Consider the following 17,400-nt stretch of genomic DNA (forward strand, 5'->3'; position numbering starts at 1 on the left):
CTTATCGTTTGTGAGCAGGGCAAATGGTGTGGTATCTGAACGTGCCGTGGGATCGTGTCGTAATCGGCGTGGTGCTGATCCTCTACGCGGCGTACATGCTTTGGGAACACCTGGTGGCCTACGAACGCATCTATTCGCCCTCGCGGGCGCTGAGCCAGGCCATGCTGAAGACCGCCTATTGGACCGCCGGCTACGGCCTCACGTTCGGCGCGGTGTTCTGGGCCGTGTCGCAGTTTCTGCCCGCGGGGAGAAACCGGTACATGGTCGGGGTCGCGGTCTGGTGGGTCGTATCCAACGTCCTGAGTGCGCTGGTCTGGCAGCCGCTGAGCCGCATGATTGATAACCTGTTGGATTGATGTGGGTCAGGCGCGGGCGCTGGACGACGGGCAGCTTGCTTCTACTCCCAGCGGAATGTCTTCGCCGAGACGATGATCCCCAGCACGCCATCGCGGGGGGGGGGGGGGGGGGGGGGGGGGGGGGGGGGGGGCGCATCTTCGTGGTCTCCTCCGGGGCGGGGCGGGGGGGGCGGGGGGGGGGGGGGGGGGGGGGGGGGCGGGGGGGGGGGATGGAATTGTTTACCATCATGATATACCCTCCAACTTGATGGACATATTGTATGACTGGCACCCATCACTTGTCAATCCCCCTTAGGGAATTTGTCGCGACCTAGGCCGCCAACACCCCCTCGATGCGGGCTACATACGCCTGGCTGGCCTCGTCACCGGTGACAAAGCGGATCTTGGACGGCCTTGACGTGTTTGTGAAAATCAGCCGGCATGCAAATTGATGTAGCCGAGGGGCGCGCGCGTGATCTGCTCGACCGGCATCACGTCAATCAGCTCATAGGTGCGCGAGCCCAGGCCCAGCTTCTCGCCGTACTCGACGACCTTGTACGGATCCTTGAGCGGGCCGTGCAGGTGCTGGAAGGGATGGCCCTCGGTGTACCAGGGTTCCATCGAGAGCGGCACATTTTCCTCGATCAAGCGGCTGTGCGCGATCATGTCGAGGGACGCCTGGTCAATCGCGACGATGTCGTCCGAGCCGAAGATGCCGACGTCAGGCAGGATCGGCAGGCCGGTGAAGCCGAAGCAGTCGCAGACGGGCGTCATATGCGTGCCAATGTTGATGAAGGTGGTCTTGCCCGGCGCAAAGGTGGAGAGGGTCAGGCTGGCCGAAATCGCGCACGCCTCCTGAAACGCGTGGAAGTTCACCGGGTCAATCTTCAAGGAGCCGGCCGGCGCCACCTGCAGACAGCGGCCGCACTGGTTGCAGTTCTCGATGTGCAGGTGCAGGCTGTCCGGGTTGTGCTTGTCTTGCACCACGGCGCCATGCGGGCAGGCGGCGATGATGGCCTCGCGCACCAGGGGGTCGGGGCAGAGCTCGGGGAACCAGTACGGATCGAAATGACAGGCATCGTGCATGGCGCCGCGGGTCGGTTGCATCATGCAGCCCAGGGCCAGGTTCTTGAAGGCTCCGCCGAAGCCGCACGAAGGATGCCCCTTGAGGTGCGAGAGGTCAATCAGGAATGTCGCATCCTGGATGCCGCCGCCCAGCATCCACTCGGTCAGGTTCTTGAACGGGTGCGTGTGCCGGTAGTAGTAATGCTCGTCCATGCCGCCGATGGGGAAGATCGAGCAGCCCAGGGTTTCGGCCGTGTAGCCGCGGCCGGCCGCGTCGCCGGCGGACCAATTCAGATCCACGATGAAAGGCCGGCCGCCGCCGTCCTTGACCGCCTGCACCACACGCCGCACGAACACCGGGTGCAAGGTCGAGTAGCCGACGTTACCGCCCAGGTGCATCTTGATCGCGACATTCTCGCCCTTGACCCGGTCGCGGATCCCCAGCTTGTCCACGATCAGGTCCAATTTGATCGGCAGCGTTTCGTTGGCTTCCAGCCGCGTTTGGCGGGGCGAAGCATAATACACAGTGCTTGGCACGGTGCTTGGCATGGTATATCTCCTTCGATGTGGTAAAATAAGCGCTGCAGGCTAAGGCCGTCATCGGCCCGCAGCAAGTGACGAATTACGCAAAGTATCTCGCGCAGAGGAGAGTTTGTCAAATGGACAACTGTTTGTCAGTTTGACAACTGCATCATCATGAAGTCAATCCCTTGACCCAGGAGAAGCTATGAAAACGCATTGGTACAAACTAGCGGCCGCGGATGCACTCAAGCAGCTCGGCAGCGATCCGGCGCCAGGTCTGACGGGCGCGGAGGCACAGACGCGCCTGGCCACGGTCGGCGCGAACGAGTTGGTCGCGCGCGGCGGCCGCACGAGCTGGGAGATCATCGTCGAACAGATCACCGGCGTGCTGACGATCCTCCTCTTCATCGCCGCGCTGGTCTCGGCCGTGCTGGGCGACTGGATCGAGGCCATCGTGATCCTGGTCATCGTCGTGCTCAACGCCGTCCTGGGCTACACCCAGGAGGTCAAGGCCGAGCAATCCATGGAGGCCCTCAAGCGCATGGCCGTACCCAAAGTGCGCGTGCGCCGCGACGGCCAGACCCAGGACATCTCGGCCCGCGAGCTGGTGCCCGGCGATGTGGTGATTCTTGAAACCGGCAACATCGTGCCCGCCGACGGTCGCGTCCTCCAGAGCGTCAACCTGCGCGTCGAGGAGGCCGCGCTGACCGGCGAGTCCGAGCCGGTGGAAAAGGACCCGACCCTGGTCTTCGAGACCGACAAGGCCCTGGGCGACCGGCGCAACATGCTCTACAGCGGCACGATCGTCAACTACGGTCGCGGCGAGTTCGTGGTGACCGAGACCGGCATGGGGACCGAACTGGGCCACATCGCGACCCTGATCCAGGATGTGGTGCAGGAGCAAACGCCGCTGCAGCAGCGCCTGGATAAGCTGGGCAAGTGGCTGGCCGGCGCCGCGTTGATCCTGGTCGTCGTGATCTTCATCCTGGGGCTGTTGCGGGGCCAGAGCGACATCAAAGAGCTGCTGCTCACCGCGGTCAGCCTGGCGGTGGCGGCCGTGCCCGAGGCGCTGACTGCGGTGGTCACGATTGCGCTCTCGCTCGGCGCCCAGCGCATGCTCAAGCGCCAGGCGCTGATCCGCAAGCTGCCGGCCGTGGAAACGCTCGGCTCGGTCACGGTGATCTGCTCGGACAAGACCGGCACGTTGACGCTGAACCGCATGACGGTCACCGCGCTTGACATCGCCAACCATGCCTTCGAACTGACGCAGGCGCAGGGCGAAACGGAGTTCGAGCTGGTGCCGACGGGCAGCATCCCCACGCCCGGCGCGCAGCCAACCCTGGACCTGCTGCTGATCGCGGGCGCGCTGGACAACGACGCCGTGCTGTCGTCCGACGAGAAGCAGCCCGGCCGCTATCACGCGGTCGGCGATCCCACAGAAGGCGCGCTGGTGGTGGCCGCGGCCTACGCCGGTATCAGAAAGGATGACCTCGAAGCCGCGTTCCCGCGCGTGGCCGAGGTGCCGTTCGACTCGGTGCGCAAGCGCATGACCACGGTGCATCGCACCCCGCAGTCCATCGCTGAACTGCCCGCCAGCCTTGCGCCCATCTGGGAGCGCCGCGTCAACCAGACCGTGATGCCGCCGTTCGTCGCCTTCACCAAGGGCGCCATTGACGGCATGTTGAACATCTGCGGCCAGGTGTGGGTGGAGGGCGAGCTGCACCCGCTGGATGATGCCTGGCGGACGCGCACCATGGCTGCGCACGATCAGATGGCGGCCAAGGGCATGCGCGTGTTGGGCGTGGGCCTGCGCATCCTGGATCGCCCGCCGGACGAGACGACCGACAAGGCGTTGGAGCACGATTTGATCCTGGTGGGGATGTTTGGGATGATTGACCCGCCGCGGCCGGAGGTGCGGGCCGCGGTGCTGGAATGTCGCAGCGCGGGCATCCGGCCGGTGATGATCACCGGCGATCACCCGCTGACCGCGCGCCACATCGCGCAGCAGGTCAGCATCAGCGACAACGACCGCTTCCTGACCGGCCAGGAGCTGGACCGCCTGTCGGTGGAAGAGCTGGCCGAGGCGACGCGTGACGTCTCAGTCTTCGCCCGCGTCTCGCCGGAGCACAAGCTGAAGCTCATTGATGCGTTCCAGCGGCAGGGAAACATCGTCTCGATGACCGGCGACGGCGTCAACGATGCGCCGGCGCTGAAGAAGGCCGACATCGGTGTGGCGATGGGCATCACCGGCACCGACGTGGCCAAGGGCGCGGCCGACATGGTGCTGCTGGATGACAACTTCGCCACGATCGTGGCCGCGGTGGCGGAGGGCCGGGTCATCTACGACAACATCCGGCGCTTCATCAAATACCTGCTGACCTGCAACGCCAGCGAGATCGCGGTCATGCTGATCGGCCCCATCCTGGGCATGCCGCTGCCGCTGCTGCCGCTGCAGATCCTGTGGATGAACTTGGTCACCGATGGCCTGCCGGCGCTGGCCCTGGGCGTCGAGCCGCCGGAGAAGGACGTTATGCGACGGCCGCCCTACACCGCCAGCGAGAGCATATTCGGTCGCGGCATGGTGCAGTTCATCATCGGCATCGGCGCCATCATGAGCGTGCTGGCGATCGGCGCGGCCTGGGGCCTCTGGCACGCGGGCGACCCGCGCTGGCAGACGGTGCTATTCACAACCCTGGTGCTGTCGCAGTTGGCGGTCGCGGTGGCGACGCGCTCCGAGGAGCACCCGATCTGGAGCATTGGCCCGTTCACCAACCGGGGCATGGTGCTGGCCGTGATCCTGACCGTTGCCCTGCAATTGGCCGTGATCTATCTGCCCGTAGCCAACCGGATCTTCCGCACACAGCCGCTGCTGCCGATTGAGCTGGCCCTCAGCTTCGGCCTGGCCCTGCTCACGTTGCTCATCGTGGAGATCTGGAAGGCCGTGGCCCACAGGCGGCACCGCGCGCGATAGCATCTTATCAGTGAAATTCTGGTACAGCGAGCAAGAAATTCTAACGCAAAGACGCCAAGCCGCAAAGCGTTTTCTTAGCGTCTTCGCACCTTGGCGCCTTTGCATTGAAGCATTTGGCTCCGGGTTAGGGTTTGTCTACGTATCACACGAAATTGTTAGCGGCGGGGAGTCACTTTGATCTCACCGGCCTGCTTTTGCCGCCGCAGATGTTTGCGCTCCCCCTTCGACAGCCGCTTGCGCTCGGACCCGGTCCCAGCGCGAGCCGGCTGGGCCGCGGCCACGCCGAGGGCCGCGGCCGCCGGTGGGGTGATCTCCTTGATGTGAGCAGCCAGTTCTTCGGTCTTAATCTCGTCTACCATTGTCTGAACTCCTTGTACGATCATTGACCCCATGGGTCGCGTTGTCACGAGTGAAAGTATAGCCGAACGGCACGCCCCCGTCGTCAGCACAAACGATGGTGGTCTGTGTGACAAACAAGCGGCCTGTCAAGCCGGCTCCTTCACGTTTGTTGTACGCCATTTAGTGTACGCGCCGGGCGACCAGTTCCAGCCTGCGCAGGCAGGCTTCGCAACGGTTGCCGCGGTTTCAACCGCCGGGCGACGTACGGCCTAGCAGCCGACCAACCAGCGATTCGCCACAAACTGAATATCCGACACGTTTACCGCTCCGTCCTTGTTGAAATCGTAGGCCGGCACATTCAGGCCAAAGGCGCTGGTCACCAGTTGCACGTCGATGATGTCCACACCGCCGCTGGCGTTGACGTCAATCACGCAGCGCACCTGGACCTGATAAGGCGTGTTGTCGCCAGCGGTTCCGCTGAACTTGATCCAGCCGAGGTTCTCGCTCCAGGCGTGGCCCCTGAAGTTGCCCGCACCATCCACCGTGACCCCGTAGTTGGCATCGAGCGCCACGTCGTCCAGGAAGAAGATCGTGATACCGCCGAAGACCTCCGACTTGAACTCCAGCAGGTGCGCGGCGTCGTCGGCATAGGCGCTGACGTCCACCGTGACCTGGCGGTAGCCGGCGCCGCAACTCGGGTCGGCAGCCGTCGTCACCCACAGCGGGGCGCCGTCCAGGTTGACCTTGAGGTAGTCGTAGTCATAGCCGGAGCAGTAAACGTTGCTCACCCAGAAGCTCAAGGTAGCCGGCTGACCGTAGGGGATGATCACACTCTGTGACACGCTGCCGGCTTCGTAGGGTCCAGCCCCGCCGAACCACACAAACCAGAGGCCGGTGTGCGAATTGCTGCTGCAGCCAGGGCCGCACAGCGGGGTGCCGAAGTTGGTTGACGCCTCAGTCCAGAAGGGGTTGGGCGTGCCCAACTCGAAGCTGCCGTCCCGCACCACGTTGCCGGAGGGCGCCTCGCGCAGAGCGCGCAGCTCCTGGGCGCTGCGCTGGACCGGGCTGGGCGGACCCAGGCGGGTGGGGCTGCCGGTGACTTGGGCCGTTGCCTCGGCGTTGTTCGCCCGCGCCACGGACGCGCCTTCCGTGTTCGCGATGCCCAGGGTCAGCCAGGTCGGGTCGAACTTGATCCAGCCCGAGGTGCTGCTCCAGGCGTAGCCGGAGAGCGCGCCGCCGGTCGGGTTACGGTTCACGCCGTAGTCGGCGGCCGAGCTGTTGGCGTAGGTCCATGCCCCGCCGCTCGTGTGCGTGCCCAGGCGGATCCAGCCGGCGTTCTCGGCCCAGGCGTAGCCCTCCAGGTGGTCGGGATAGACCGCGACGCCGTCGGTGAACGCGCCGTTCGGGGCGGTCGGCGCAAAGTTGATCCAGCCGGCGTTGGTGCTCCAGGCCCATTTTTTGGGCGGGACGCCCAATACCACGTTGTCGCTGAAGTCGAGCTGGTAGGCGCCCGTATCGCCGACGCCGTAGGTCGTGATGACCGCCCAATAGGTTTTGCCTGGCGTCAGCGTCACGTTATCGGCCAGGGTAATGGCGCTCAGGTAGCCCGCGCCATCGTCGTCGTCGGTGATCACGCCGTTGACGGTGGGGGCCGCCGCATTGAAAGGCTGGCACGATACGCTCAGGAAGGTGTCGCCGATGGTCGTGCCCGCGGCGTTGACTTCGATCTGGATGGGACTGTTGTTGGTGACGTGGAAGGCGTGGGCTTCGTAGTAGAAGCCGCCACCGAACGGGTTCGGAGTCCATGTCGAAGCACAGTTGACCGTGACAGCCGCACTCAAATCGGGACGGGTGAAGGTGGGGTCGCTGCCGTCCAGGGTTCCATTCACCGTCGGTCCCACCAGGGGGCCAACGATTTGAGAGGGCATCCCGGCTGCAGGACCTTTTTCACCTGGGCCTTGGGCTGCGACGTTTCCCACCGCGGTCGCCAGCAACACCAGCAGCACCAGGTAAGCGGACAGAAAGATAGATAGTCGTTTTTTGTCGTTCATGGCATAACCTCATTCGTTAGAGATGAATACGGTCCTACTATTCTCAGTCGAAGCCTCATTGTCCGCCACGCACTGGCCACACGTAGTAGGTGCCCGACTTGCCGTCGCTGCCCACCCAGCCATTGTTCAGGATCACGAGCCAGGCGGACGACGGGTTGACGTCGCGGGTGGTACTCGTCCAGTAGAAGTAGGACTGGACGCCGGTGAAGGGGTGGCCTGCGGGCAAGGCAGGATTGAACTGTGTCAGATCGATCAAACTGTGCAGCTCATTCACATTCGGCAGCCGCCAGTTGCCGGCGACGGAACCGTCGCTGAGGCCGCAGGAACCGCTGGCCAGCGTGTTGGCGTCGCTCAGGGCCGTCGCCCAATTTCTAGTCCCATAGCAATTAGCGTTCTTCAGCCAAATCAACGCCGTCAGGTTGTCCGTCACCGTCCCATCGCCATTGTCCGTAAACCGCACCCCCGTCCACGCCGGTGTGTTATACGCATTCGTGAATGCACAGCACGTCGGCGCAACCACAGGATCGATCCCCGCCTGGTATTGCCCGTCCTGGCCCGTGCCGGCACACGAGATCACGGTGCCAGCGCTGTCGTAGCACGTCGTCTGTCCCGTCTTGGCCACGCGCTTCGCCAGCGCCCGTGGCTGCGCCTGCGCCATGATCTGGTCCAGCGTGTGCATCGTCCCCGTCCCCGGCCCGCTCGCCGGCTCCGTGAACCCGCTCTGCTGCGCAAAGTAGTTGCCCGTCGTCAGCCGCTGGTAGATCTGCTCCAACGTGTACGAGCTCGTCGTTCCCGGCGGGTTCGGCGGATCCACCGGCCCGTTCCCGGCCGCATTCAGCAGGCCCACGCCCGCCACGGCCAGCACGACCACCACCATCAAAATCGCCATCAGTCTGCTGCGCATGAGAATTCCTCCTATCGCGGAACACGAACCTTGTTGGTCGCTTCGCCGTTCCATCGTCATCAGCCATCAGCTGCCGCCGACCTGCCGCGCCGAAGCCTCATGGTCCGCCACGCACCGGCCACACGTAGTTGGCGTCCGTCTTGGTGCAGGCGGCGGCGAAGATGCCGTAAACGAAGCCGACTTGCAGGCCCACACACCAGGCCAACGTCGGCCCGGCGGTGATGGTGGTGCTCGTCCAGTAGATGTTCGACTGGACGTTGCTGAAGGGGTAGCCGCTTGGCAGCGCAGGGGAGAACCGTTCGTAGTCAACGAGGCTCTGCATCTCGCGCACGTTAGGCAGCCGCCACGCGCCGGCGGCGGAACCGTCAGTGAGACCGCAGGACCCGCTGGCCAGCGTGTTGGCAGCGGTTAAGGCATTTGCCCAGGTTTGTGTCGAAAAGCAGTTTGCATTCTTCACCCAGATCAGGCCGGTCAGGTTATCCGTCACCGTGCCGTTGCTATGATCGGTAAAGCGCGGGCTCGGCCAGGCCACGCCTTTCTGCAGGGCGCCATCGTCGCCGGCGGCGAAGGATGTGGTTTGCCCAGTCTTGGGAACTCCCGCCTGATACGTGTTACCGAAGCTGGCCGTGCCGGTTCGCAGGCCCCACTGCCCGCTGGTCAAACCCCAGAAGGTCTTGCCGTTGGCCACGGTGGCAGCCGTCGCGCCGTTGGCGACGTCCAACGCCGGCGCAGCCGCCATGATCTCGTTCAGCGTGTGCATCGTCCCTGAGGTCGGCCCGCTGGCCGGCTCGGTGAAAGTGCTCTGTGCCCCGGCCGCGCCGGCGTTCAGCCGGGTCCAAATGTCGTTGAGCGTGTACGAACTCGTCGTTCCCGGCGGGTTCGGCGGATCCACCGGCCCGTTCCCGGCCGCATTCAGCAGGCCCACGCCCGCCACGGCCAGCACGACTATCATCATAAAAATTGTCATCCATCTGTTACGCATGAGGGTTCCCCCTATCGTGGAATAGTTCCCACAATCCCCTTCACTGGCCTCCCCCCCGTCTGTCCGTAGCTGACTGGACGCGGCAATTGTAAGGCCGAAGGGGGGAAACCACCAACCCGCGCCGGGGGGCGGGGGGAGCGCCGGGAAAAAAGGGCCGGGGCCCTCCGGGGCCGGCCGGGGGGCGGGGGGGGGGGGGGGGGGGGGGGGGGGGGGGCGGGGCGGCGGGGGGGGGGGGGGGGGGGTCTGTCAAACGCTTTTACCACTCTTCCCCAGTCCACTGCGATTTGCGTTGTCGAAACAGGGCGCCGCCGCGCCGGCTGAATAGGCACCCGTTTGTCCCCAATGGCCGGCTGCAAGTTGAATGTCGAAAATGTCCACGTCACCGTCGATCAACCACAGGGGAGTTACCGCCTGTGACAGGCAGCAGGGCGCCCATCAGCGGCAACTGCCGGTTGGCCTGCTCGCGTGTGGGCCCACGGCAGGAGAATTCAACGGCTCATTCCCAGCCGCATACAGCACGCCTGCACCCGCTATGGATATCACCACCACCATTAAAATCGTCATCAGTCTGCCACGCATAAGAGTTCCTCCTATCATTGAACACGAACCTGTTTGGCGCTTGCGCCTGTTTCCGCACACCGCCCTCACGCCACGCCTTCCGCTTGCCGCACGCCGTGGCTCGACCCGACCTCTCAGTGGGCTGGTGCTGAGATGCTCGAATGTCTCAGTTTTCGTTCTGGTACCCGTTCAGTTCTATTCAGGGACGGGGGGGGTGCCGGTACCCCGGGGATTGTCCGCGCCCCGCCGGGTAGATGTACTTGCCCTGCTCGTTGACGCCTGTCCGCCACGATGTTGGCCGGCGTAGGGTCGGCGGAGCGGGATCTGCCGCTTTCAGCCCGCCGCCGGCAATCACGAACTGGTTGGCGCATCTCTGGGAGTGCAGGTGGGCCAGCGCCAGGCCGTCAGTTGGTACGAAGTCCTTGTTCACGCCTCAAACAGGGGGCAGCGTGGGCCGGGGGGGGGCGGGGCGGCGTTCTTGTATAGCGTGCCAGCCACCCAGGTCGTGCCGTGGACCACGGCGGCCTGCCGTGCTCGGCGGTCGTCCCGGTCCCGGCCCCGGGCCGGCGGGGGCGGCGAGGGCCGGGGGGGCTGCGGCCCCACAATTGGTACTGCTCCTGAAGTCCCGGTCGAATAGCCCGCGTGGAGCCGGTTGGGGCCCGGGAGCGCCGGGGCGGCGGCACGTTGCGTGTGCACAGATTTTTGTGCGTCCACGTGGCGTAGTCAAAGCCATAGATGTACCCCTGCTCGCCGGTAAACCCGATAGCAATTCCCTTGCCCGCAGCCGCGGGCAGCGGGGTGCTGTCGCCCTGGAACCAACTGGTGCCGACAACGTTGAACCTGGCCCCGGGCGCGCGGGTGCCGATGCCGACGTTGCCGCCTACCGGCTGCATGACCAGCGGCTGGCCGTCGGTAGTGCCGATGAAGTTGGTCGTCGGGTTGGTGCCGGCGTTGCCGGTGAGCAGCCAGCCGTCGCCGCCGCCCGTCCACGTGCCGGTTTGATTCCAGTGGCCGGCAGTGAGCTGGATGTCGAAGACGTCAATGTCGCCGTCCTGATCCACGTCGCAGGCCGGATCGTAGGCCGCGCCAAACGCGCAGGGCGCGGCTGCGGCAGGCAAGACAGCCGCGATCGACAGGACGAGGACTAAAAGAAACACACTGAGTTTGTGATGCATGAAGCACCTCCTTAGCTGAATACGAACCATGAATCTCATCTCGCTTCGGCATACACGTCGGTGCTCAAGTACCGCAGCCCCGAGTCAACGATGATGGTCGCGACCATCGCGCCTGGGCCTAGTTGCCTGGCGATGCGGATCGCCGCGACCACGTTCGCGCCGGATGATGCGCCCGCGAAGATTCCCTCCTCGCGCGCCAATCGCCGCGCCATCGCCTTGGCCTCCTCACTGGTCACCGTCTCAATCGCATTGACGAGTTCAGGTTGCCATAGCGGCGGCAGGAAGCCAATGCCGATGCCCTCGATCTTGTGGGAGCCTGATGGCCTCCCGGACAGCACCGCGGACTCCGCAGGTTCGACGGCGACGGTCAGGATGCGGTCGTTGTGCTTGCGCAGGGATTTCGTGACGCCATGAATCGAATGCGCCGTGCTGACCGCATGCACGAAGGCATCAATCTGCCCGCCGGTCTGCTGCCAGAGTTCGTCGCCCAGCGGCAGATAGCCTTCGATGCCATCATGATTGTTGAGTTGGTCGCAATACCAATGGCCGGGCCGCAAACTGATCTCCTCGGCGGTGCTCATCAAGGTTTTGATTAGCTTTTCGTTGATATTCTTGTTGTCGCTCAACACATCGGTGATATGCGCACCAAACGCCTGCATCGTCCGCCGCTTCTCCAGACTGAATGCGTCGGAAAACACGATCTCCAGGGCGTAACCTTTCGCCGCGCACACAAGCGCCAGCGAGATGCCTGTGGTGCCCGCGGTGTATTCCACCACCGTGCCGCCCGGCCGCAAGCGCCCGTCGGCTTCGGCGCGCTCGATAACCGCTTTGGCCATTCGATCCTTCATACTCCCGGTCGGATTCGCCCATTCCAGCTTGGCCACAATGCGCGCCAGGCCGGGCGGAACGACTTTCCGCAGTTCGACGAGCGGCGTGTTGCCAATCGCGTCCAGTATACTGTGCGTGGCGGTGATCATAATCGGTCCTTTCTGGATTATCCGTGGCGCGTTACATCGCCGCCGGCCTCACGGAGCAGGCCGGCGGCAACTTCATCATTCAGTGGTTGAAGATGGATACCCGTTACTGGCCTGGCGCTCGGTAGTTGGGGGATTTCTTTGCGGCAATATCCACTTCTTCGGGTGTCATCAGCACGACCGTCTTTGTAACAACGGCGCCGCTGGCGCAAACCGTCAAGGCCACGGCCGCGGCGGTGGCGTTGTCTGGCAAGTCAGCGATCACATAACAATCGTGTTCGCCGAAGGAGAAGTAGTAGGCCTCAATTTGGCCGCCCATTGATTGAACCATCTTCTCAGTTGCGGCGTGACGACTCGAGCCACCTTCTTTTAGCAGCCCCTTCACACCTTCACCGACATAGTTAACTTGGAACAGATACTTTGACATGTGCCTCCTGTTATTAGAACGAAGTCAGAATATGCTTCTCGCAAGAGAAAGCACAACCATTTTATCCCCATCCCCTGCGTGACGATAGACATAAACTAATCTACTTTTGGGGCAGTTTCGCTACAATAATTTGTAAGTGGTAACTGCTCAGCCAGGCAGTGAGAATGGTCTCGATAGCGCCCGGAGTGCCCCCCTGCCCCCCAATCCTGGGGGGAAAAGCATTCGGCTCCCCCAGGGTTGGGGGGCAGGGGGGCCGCCGGCTCAGTGAGGGAGGTGGAAGAGGTTGAGCAGGCTGGTCAGCCTGGGCAGGTTTTTGCCGTCGGGAGAGGGGTAAGGACCGCGCACAGCAGCCGCCCACACCTGCTCGGCCACATCGTACGCCGCACGGGGACGCCCCAGCCGGCGCGCGTGGCGGGCGCGCTCAGCCAGCAGCTCGCCGTCGTTGTCGAGCCAGCGGCGCATGATCTCCAGGGCTTCCGCTGGACTGCCGGCCAATTCGCTGGCGCCGCCCGCGATGATATACTCGGCATTGCCGGTCTCTTGGCCTTCGATCACGCTGATCAATAAGATCGGCAGCCCGCACGCCAGCGCCTCGGAGACGATCAGCCCACCGGCCTTACAGATGATGCCATCGGCCGCCCGCAGCAGGCTGGGCATATCCTCCGTCAAGTCATAAACATGGGTCGGGGTATGCCAATCTGTGTCGCACAACTGCCGATACACCCCGTCGTCGCCACCGCTGACAACCACCGTTTGCAGTGGCAATCCGGCTTGATCCAGGGTGTGGAGCGTCTCGACCAGGTGCAAGACGCGCGTGCCGCCAACGGCCAGGATGGTCGTCAAGTCAGGACGCCAGCCCAGGGCCACGCGGATGGCTGCCGGCGTGCGTGCGTCGCTTGACAACTTGGGATTGACTGGGATACCGGTGATCTTGACCTTGTCCGCCGCAAGACCGGACCCGACGGCCAGATCATACGCGTCCTGCGTTGCCACCAGACAGAGATCACTGCTGTCGTTGAACCACATGCGGTGTACCGTCACCAGGTCCGTGACCACCGTGATGAGGGGCACGTGCTGCCCGGCCAGGGTGAACACCGCGCCCAGCGGCGCGAGATAATCCGGGTAGACGGTCACAATGGCATCCGGCCGGCGGCTGCGGACCAGATCGCGCATGACGTCAAACAAGGCGACTGTCAGCCCGCTCTCGATGACGGCCGTGGGCAAGGGCGCGTCGCTGAGGTCATAGCCGAGCTTGTACAGCTCCGGCATGCGCTGCACGATCTGGTCATAGGCCGTCTGGCTGTCGCGCAAGAAGCCCGGCGTGCGGGCATCGTCCAACGGATTGACGATTTCCACCAGGCATTGTGCGCCGTACAGTTCCCGTAAGGCTGCTGCAATCGCCTCGGCTGCGCTGCGGTGACCGGAACCCGCCTCAGCCATCAAGACAAGGATACGCTTCGCGTCGTCCACCGTCCGTGACTCCCTATCTACCCATCACCCGTGAGCGACAGGCATCATCTGGTCCGGCTCTACAAGCGGCAGAGCCACTGGCTCTGCCGCTTGTAGACTTGTAGAATGGTCTTTCATCGTAGAAGAACAGCTATCTCGTGGCCGCCCTTCAGTGTTTCGCGTTGTGAACGGCATCCTTGACGTCGTTTCTCACGTTGCGAGCGCCATCCCTGACGTCGTTTCTCACGTCCTGAGCGGCATCCTTGACGTCGTTCTTCACGTCGTGTGCGGCATCCTTGACGTCGTGCTTGGCGCCCTCGACCTTGTCCTTCATGTCCTGAGCGGCATCCTTGACGTCGTTCTTCACGTCGTGTGCGGCATCCTTGACGTCGTGCTTGGCGCCCTCGACCTTGTCCTTCACGTCCTGAGCGGCATCCGTGGCCTTGTCCTTCATGTCGTGAGCGGCATCCGTGACGTTGGTCTTGGCGTCGTGAGCGGCATCCTCGACCTTGTCTTTCACGTCGTGCATGGCATCCGTGGCGTCGTGCTTGGCGTCCGTGGCGTCGTGCTTGGCGTCATGAGTGACACCCTGGACCTTGTCCTTCACGTCCTGAACAACATCCTCGACCTTGTCCTTCACGTCCTGAACAACGTCCTCGACCTTGTCCTTCACGTCATGAACAACATCCTCGACTTTGTCCTTCACGTCGTGAGCGGCATTCTTAATGTGGGTAAACATACATCCCTCCAGATGGGTGAAATGGCGAGCTGCAATCAGACAGATCTGCCTGACAAAGGCATCATCTGTACTGGTTCTATAAGCGGCAGAGTCAGTGACTCTGCCGCCTACAGAACGATCTTTCATGGTAGATGGACAGCCCAGGGCCGCCCCTCAGCTCTTCGCGTCGTTAGCCGCATCCTTGGCGTCGTTCTTCGCGTCGTGAGCCGCATCCTTGACGTCGTTCTTCACGTCGTGAGCGGCATCCTTGACCTTGTTCTTCGCGTCGTGAGCCGCATCCTTGACGTCGTGAGCGACATCTTCGACCTTGTCCTTCACGTCGTGTGCGACATCCTTGATCTTGTCCTTCACATCGTGAGCGACATCCTTGATCTTGTCCTTCACATCGTGAGCGGCATCCTTGACATCGTGCTTCACGTCCTTAACGGCATCCTTAACTTTCTGTGTGTTGGTTGACATACATCCCTCCAGATGGGTGAAATCGTGAACTACCTTATCAAACAGATCTATCTGACACGCGTGTCAATTTGGCTTGATGTCGTGCGCACGCCACGCCGCGTGTCGCCTATCACCAGCCCTATCGCTTTAACGAGCACCCACGCGATCAGTGCATAGACGAGGATCGCCACCAGTGGATTCACCTCGAACACGCTGCTCCCAAAGCGCGTCGTTCCAAACAATCCCACGAACGGGGCGAGGAACGGTTTCGTGACGCTGTAGATGAACTGCGCAAAGCCTGCGGCCGGGTTGGCGCCCAGTAGAGGCAAGACGAAGCGGATAGCGAGCAGCCCCTCCAGAATTCCGAACAGCAGATAAATGCCATTCTGGACTCGGAGTGTCCCCTCCCGCCGCACGGCGTACGGGTCGCTGGTAAAGGTCTCCGTCTGCTGCGCCGTTGTGCGGGCAGAACCGCTCGTGCTTACATTCAGGGGCCTAACATCGGCGGCCTGCTCGTCACGTCGTTCGATTATCATCGTGTACCCTCCAATTGGAGAAGGCTATCTCCGCCAACAACCTGGCGGATCGCTCTTCCTGCTATTCATAGCATACCAGAAGGGGGCGACCCTGTCGTCAGCGCAAACGCCAGGTTTTTCGTAGCAAAAACATTGCCCCCAAGGGCAGCCCTTGATACGTTTGATGTACGGTGTTTGGCGTACAGGTTCCACGAAGAACCTTGTCTGCAACTACGCCTCGGCCCTCATCCCCGCGTCCGTCAACCCTTCCCGCACCGCATAGAGCGCGGCCTGGGTGCGGCTGGCCAGATGCAGTTTGGCGAGGATGCGGCTCACATGGGCACGTACGGTGGACTCACTGATTGCGACTCGATCGGCAATCTCCTGGTTGCTCAACCCCTGGGCAATCAACTGAAGCACCATCACTTCGCGCGCCGTGAGCGCTTCGGGCGTGGGCTGCAGCTCGGCGGGGCGCGCGATCTCTTGCAACAACTTGCGGGCAATGGTCGGATGGAGCGATGGCTCGCCGTGATGCACCTGGAGGATGGCCCGTATGAGTTCGCTGGGAGAGGAGTCTTTGAGCAGGTACCCCAAGGCCCCCGCTTTGATCGCGGGGAAAACCTTGTTGTCGGCCGCAAAGCTGGTCAGCACGAGGATGCGCGTCTGTGGCTGACGGCTGATGATTTGACGCGTCGCCTCGATGCCGTCCATGCCAGGCATCAGCAGGTCCATCAGGATGACGTCAGGCTGGCTCTCCTGCGCACGCAGCACGGCGGCCTGGCCATTGTCCGCTTCAGCCACCACCTCGAAGCCACCGGCTTCAGAGAGCAGGGCGCGGATGCCCTTGCGCACGATGGCATGGTCATCAACAATCAAGACGCGAACGCTTGATTCTTCTATCAATTGAACGGTTTTTTTTGCCATCGTATCATCTTCTTTACTCGCCTGCCCTGGCACGGCGCGCTTGCATACGTCCGTCTGCGCTCAGGCGACCGGCAGGTTCACGAGGTCTGCCGCCCCCTGCAAGCGCTTCACCGAGTCGGCGGCGACAACGAGCACATCTTCCCCGATGGAGAGCATCTTATCGCCTGGGATCGTCAGAATCTCGCCAACGACGTTCATGCCTGGCGGGACAGAGATGGAGGTCAAGGCGAAAGTCACCGGGTCGAATTCATAATCACGCACTTCGCCCAAGCGCTCCCCGTTCTCAGTCATCACTTCGTTGCCAATGACCCCGCGCTTGGCTTTGACCAAAGCGAGGGCTTCGGGCGCGTCGGCGGGAGTTCGGGCGTCGGCTTCTGTATTGATCGTAATGGCATCATCACCTACGCCATGCACGGCGTCGGCCGATACCCACAGCCGCTCGCCACCCAGCATCCCCATCCCACCGCTGCGAATGCGCAGCCATCTCACCGCCTTGCGCTCAGCGTCAACGACCAGGTCGTCAACCTTACCAACTTGTTTGCCCTCTGCCATCGTGATGACAGGCAAACCCTTCACGAATTCGTAGCGCGCCATGTTTCAACCTCCCCAGTTCAATCCGAATGTTAAACTTAGAAACGAGAACTAAATAAGTGTCTGAACATAGCCACCCCGTGGGCCGTTAAACCAGACAATTAAAAATTCTCGTTCCTTAAAACAGCCTGCGGCGACCTGAAAAGGCCCGCAGGATGGCGATCACGATCATCGCGCCGATGAAGGCCACGAGAATGCTGGTGACGTTGATGCCGTTCACGGCATCCGGCATCTTGAGCAGCGTCGAGGCCAGGAGGCCGCCCAATAGGGCGCCCACGACACCCAGGACCAGATCGCCGACCAAGCCGGAGCCGCGACCCTTCATCACTCTGCTGGCCAACCAGCCAGCGATCAACCCAACGACGATCCATGCGAGAATACCCATGGTTCTACCCTTCCTTTCCTCGAAAGACGGCTATCGCCGTCAACAACTGAAAGACG

At 62.8% G+C, this 17,400-nt stretch carries 17 protein-coding genes; 2 read left to right on the forward strand and 15 right to left on the reverse strand.

The features are described 5' to 3' along the window. Window positions 1–23 precede the first annotated feature (23 nt). Window positions 24–356: a hypothetical protein gene (locus tag IPF85_RS00495; RefSeq protein WP_343406099.1), complete on the forward strand. Its 333-nt coding sequence runs from the start codon at window positions 24–26 to the stop codon at window positions 354–356. Window positions 357–767: 411 nt separating this feature from the next. Here the strand turns inward: IPF85_RS00495 and IPF85_RS00500 are convergent, their stop codons facing one another. Further along, a complete protein-coding gene (locus IPF85_RS00500; protein ID WP_343406100.1) occupies window positions 768–1,949 on the reverse strand; it encodes a DUF362 domain-containing protein in 1,182 nt (393 codons plus the stop codon). A 178-nt stretch (window positions 1,950–2,127) separates the two neighbouring features. Between IPF85_RS00500 and IPF85_RS00505 the strand changes: the two genes are divergently transcribed. Next, a complete protein-coding gene (locus IPF85_RS00505) occupies window positions 2,128–4,893 on the forward strand; it encodes a cation-translocating P-type ATPase (RefSeq protein WP_343406101.1) in 2,766 nt (921 codons plus the stop codon). Window positions 4,894–5,048: 155 nt separating this feature from the next. On the opposite strand, the gene IPF85_RS00510 is transcribed toward IPF85_RS00505, so the two are convergent. The 14 genes from IPF85_RS00510 to IPF85_RS00575 all read right to left on the reverse strand — a co-directional run bounded on the left by IPF85_RS00510 (window position 5,049) and on the right by IPF85_RS00575 (window position 17,344). Then, window positions 5,049–5,252 (reverse strand): hypothetical protein, encoded by a 204-nt coding sequence (locus tag IPF85_RS00510; RefSeq protein WP_343406102.1) that lies wholly within the window; start codon window positions 5,250–5,252, stop codon window positions 5,049–5,051. A 249-nt stretch (window positions 5,253–5,501) separates the two neighbouring features. Further along, window positions 5,502–7,283 carry a dockerin type I domain-containing protein gene (locus IPF85_RS00515; protein ID WP_343406103.1) on the reverse strand — a complete coding sequence of 594 codons (1,782 nt, stop codon included), beginning with the start codon at window positions 7,281–7,283 and terminating at the stop codon, window positions 5,502–5,504. Window positions 7,284–7,338: 55 nt separating this feature from the next. Continuing rightward, window positions 7,339–8,187, reverse strand: a complete 849-nt coding sequence (locus IPF85_RS00520) for a DUF1566 domain-containing protein (RefSeq protein WP_343406104.1) — start codon at window positions 8,185–8,187, stop codon at window positions 7,339–7,341. A 97-nt stretch (window positions 8,188–8,284) separates the two neighbouring features. Continuing rightward, window positions 8,285–9,142 carry a DUF1566 domain-containing protein gene (locus tag IPF85_RS00525; RefSeq protein WP_343406105.1) on the reverse strand — a complete coding sequence of 286 codons (858 nt, stop codon included), beginning with the start codon at window positions 9,140–9,142 and terminating at the stop codon, window positions 8,285–8,287. Between the two features lie 989 nt (window positions 9,143–10,131). Then, entirely contained in the window at window positions 10,132–10,845 is a 714-nt protein-coding gene (locus IPF85_RS00530; protein ID WP_343406106.1) for a hypothetical protein, read from the reverse strand. 92 nt (window positions 10,846–10,937) lie between these two features. Further along, entirely contained in the window at window positions 10,938–11,879 is a 942-nt protein-coding gene (locus IPF85_RS00535) for a cysteine synthase family protein (protein ID WP_343406107.1), read from the reverse strand. Between the two features lie 103 nt (window positions 11,880–11,982). Next, window positions 11,983–12,303: a GYD domain-containing protein gene (locus IPF85_RS00540; RefSeq protein ID WP_343406108.1), complete on the reverse strand. Its 321-nt coding sequence runs from the start codon at window positions 12,301–12,303 to the stop codon at window positions 11,983–11,985. Window positions 12,304–12,564: 261 nt separating this feature from the next. After that, window positions 12,565–13,773, reverse strand: a complete 1,209-nt coding sequence (locus tag IPF85_RS00545) for a glycosyltransferase (protein ID WP_343406109.1) — start codon at window positions 13,771–13,773, stop codon at window positions 12,565–12,567. Window positions 13,774–13,921: 148 nt separating this feature from the next. Beyond that, entirely contained in the window at window positions 13,922–14,491 is a 570-nt protein-coding gene (locus IPF85_RS00550; protein ID WP_343406110.1) for a YtxH domain-containing protein, read from the reverse strand. Between the two features lie 153 nt (window positions 14,492–14,644). Next, complete coding sequence (locus IPF85_RS00555; RefSeq protein ID WP_343406111.1) at window positions 14,645–14,950, reverse strand: YtxH domain-containing protein; 306 nt, start codon at window positions 14,948–14,950, stop codon at window positions 14,645–14,647. A gap of 47 nt (window positions 14,951–14,997) precedes the next feature. Further along, window positions 14,998–15,465 carry a YggT family protein gene (locus IPF85_RS00560; RefSeq protein WP_343406112.1) on the reverse strand — a complete coding sequence of 156 codons (468 nt, stop codon included), beginning with the start codon at window positions 15,463–15,465 and terminating at the stop codon, window positions 14,998–15,000. Between the two features lie 210 nt (window positions 15,466–15,675). Beyond that, entirely contained in the window at window positions 15,676–16,401 is a 726-nt protein-coding gene (locus tag IPF85_RS00565; protein WP_343406113.1) for a response regulator transcription factor, read from the reverse strand. Between the two features lie 27 nt (window positions 16,402–16,428). Next, window positions 16,429–16,962, reverse strand: a complete 534-nt coding sequence (locus IPF85_RS00570) for a PRC-barrel domain-containing protein (protein ID WP_343406114.1) — start codon at window positions 16,960–16,962, stop codon at window positions 16,429–16,431. Window positions 16,963–17,077: 115 nt separating this feature from the next. Beyond that, window positions 17,078–17,344 carry a GlsB/YeaQ/YmgE family stress response membrane protein gene (locus IPF85_RS00575; RefSeq protein ID WP_343406115.1) on the reverse strand — a complete coding sequence of 89 codons (267 nt, stop codon included), beginning with the start codon at window positions 17,342–17,344 and terminating at the stop codon, window positions 17,078–17,080. Window positions 17,345–17,400: the final 56 nt, after the last annotated feature.

Source organism: Candidatus Amarolinea dominans (assembly GCF_016704685.1).
GTDB lineage: Bacteria > Chloroflexota > Anaerolineae > SSC4 > Amarolineaceae > Amarolinea > Amarolinea dominans.

Coding starts and splice junctions, on each gene's coding strand:
- IPF85_RS00495 (WP_343406099.1), top strand. CDS start 24: ATGGTGTGGTATCTGAACGTGCCGTGGGATCGTGTCGTAATCGGCGTG.
- IPF85_RS00500 (WP_343406100.1), bottom strand. CDS start 1,949: ATGCCAAGCACCGTGCCAAGCACTGTGTATTATGCTTCGCCCCGCCAA.
- IPF85_RS00505 (WP_343406101.1), top strand. CDS start 2,128: ATGAAAACGCATTGGTACAAACTAGCGGCCGCGGATGCACTCAAGCAG.
- IPF85_RS00510 (WP_343406102.1), bottom strand. CDS start 5,252: ATGGTAGACGAGATTAAGACCGAAGAACTGGCTGCTCACATCAAGGAG.
- IPF85_RS00515 (WP_343406103.1), bottom strand. CDS start 7,283: ATGAACGACAAAAAACGACTATCTATCTTTCTGTCCGCTTACCTGGTG.
- IPF85_RS00520 (WP_343406104.1), bottom strand. CDS start 8,187: ATGCGCAGCAGACTGATGGCGATTTTGATGGTGGTGGTCGTGCTGGCC.
- IPF85_RS00525 (WP_343406105.1), bottom strand. CDS start 9,142: ATGATGATAGTCGTGCTGGCCGTGGCGGGCGTGGGCCTGCTGAATGCG.
- IPF85_RS00535 (WP_343406107.1), bottom strand. CDS start 11,879: ATGATCACCGCCACGCACAGTATACTGGACGCGATTGGCAACACGCCG.
- IPF85_RS00540 (WP_343406108.1), bottom strand. CDS start 12,303: ATGTCAAAGTATCTGTTCCAAGTTAACTATGTCGGTGAAGGTGTGAAG.
- IPF85_RS00550 (WP_343406110.1), bottom strand. CDS start 14,491: ATGTTTACCCACATTAAGAATGCCGCTCACGACGTGAAGGACAAAGTC.
- IPF85_RS00555 (WP_343406111.1), bottom strand. CDS start 14,950: ATGTCAACCAACACACAGAAAGTTAAGGATGCCGTTAAGGACGTGAAG.
- IPF85_RS00560 (WP_343406112.1), bottom strand. CDS start 15,465: ATGATAATCGAACGACGTGACGAGCAGGCCGCCGATGTTAGGCCCCTG.
- IPF85_RS00570 (WP_343406114.1), bottom strand. CDS start 16,962: ATGGCGCGCTACGAATTCGTGAAGGGTTTGCCTGTCATCACGATGGCA.
- IPF85_RS00575 (WP_343406115.1), bottom strand. CDS start 17,344: ATGGGTATTCTCGCATGGATCGTCGTTGGGTTGATCGCTGGCTGGTTG.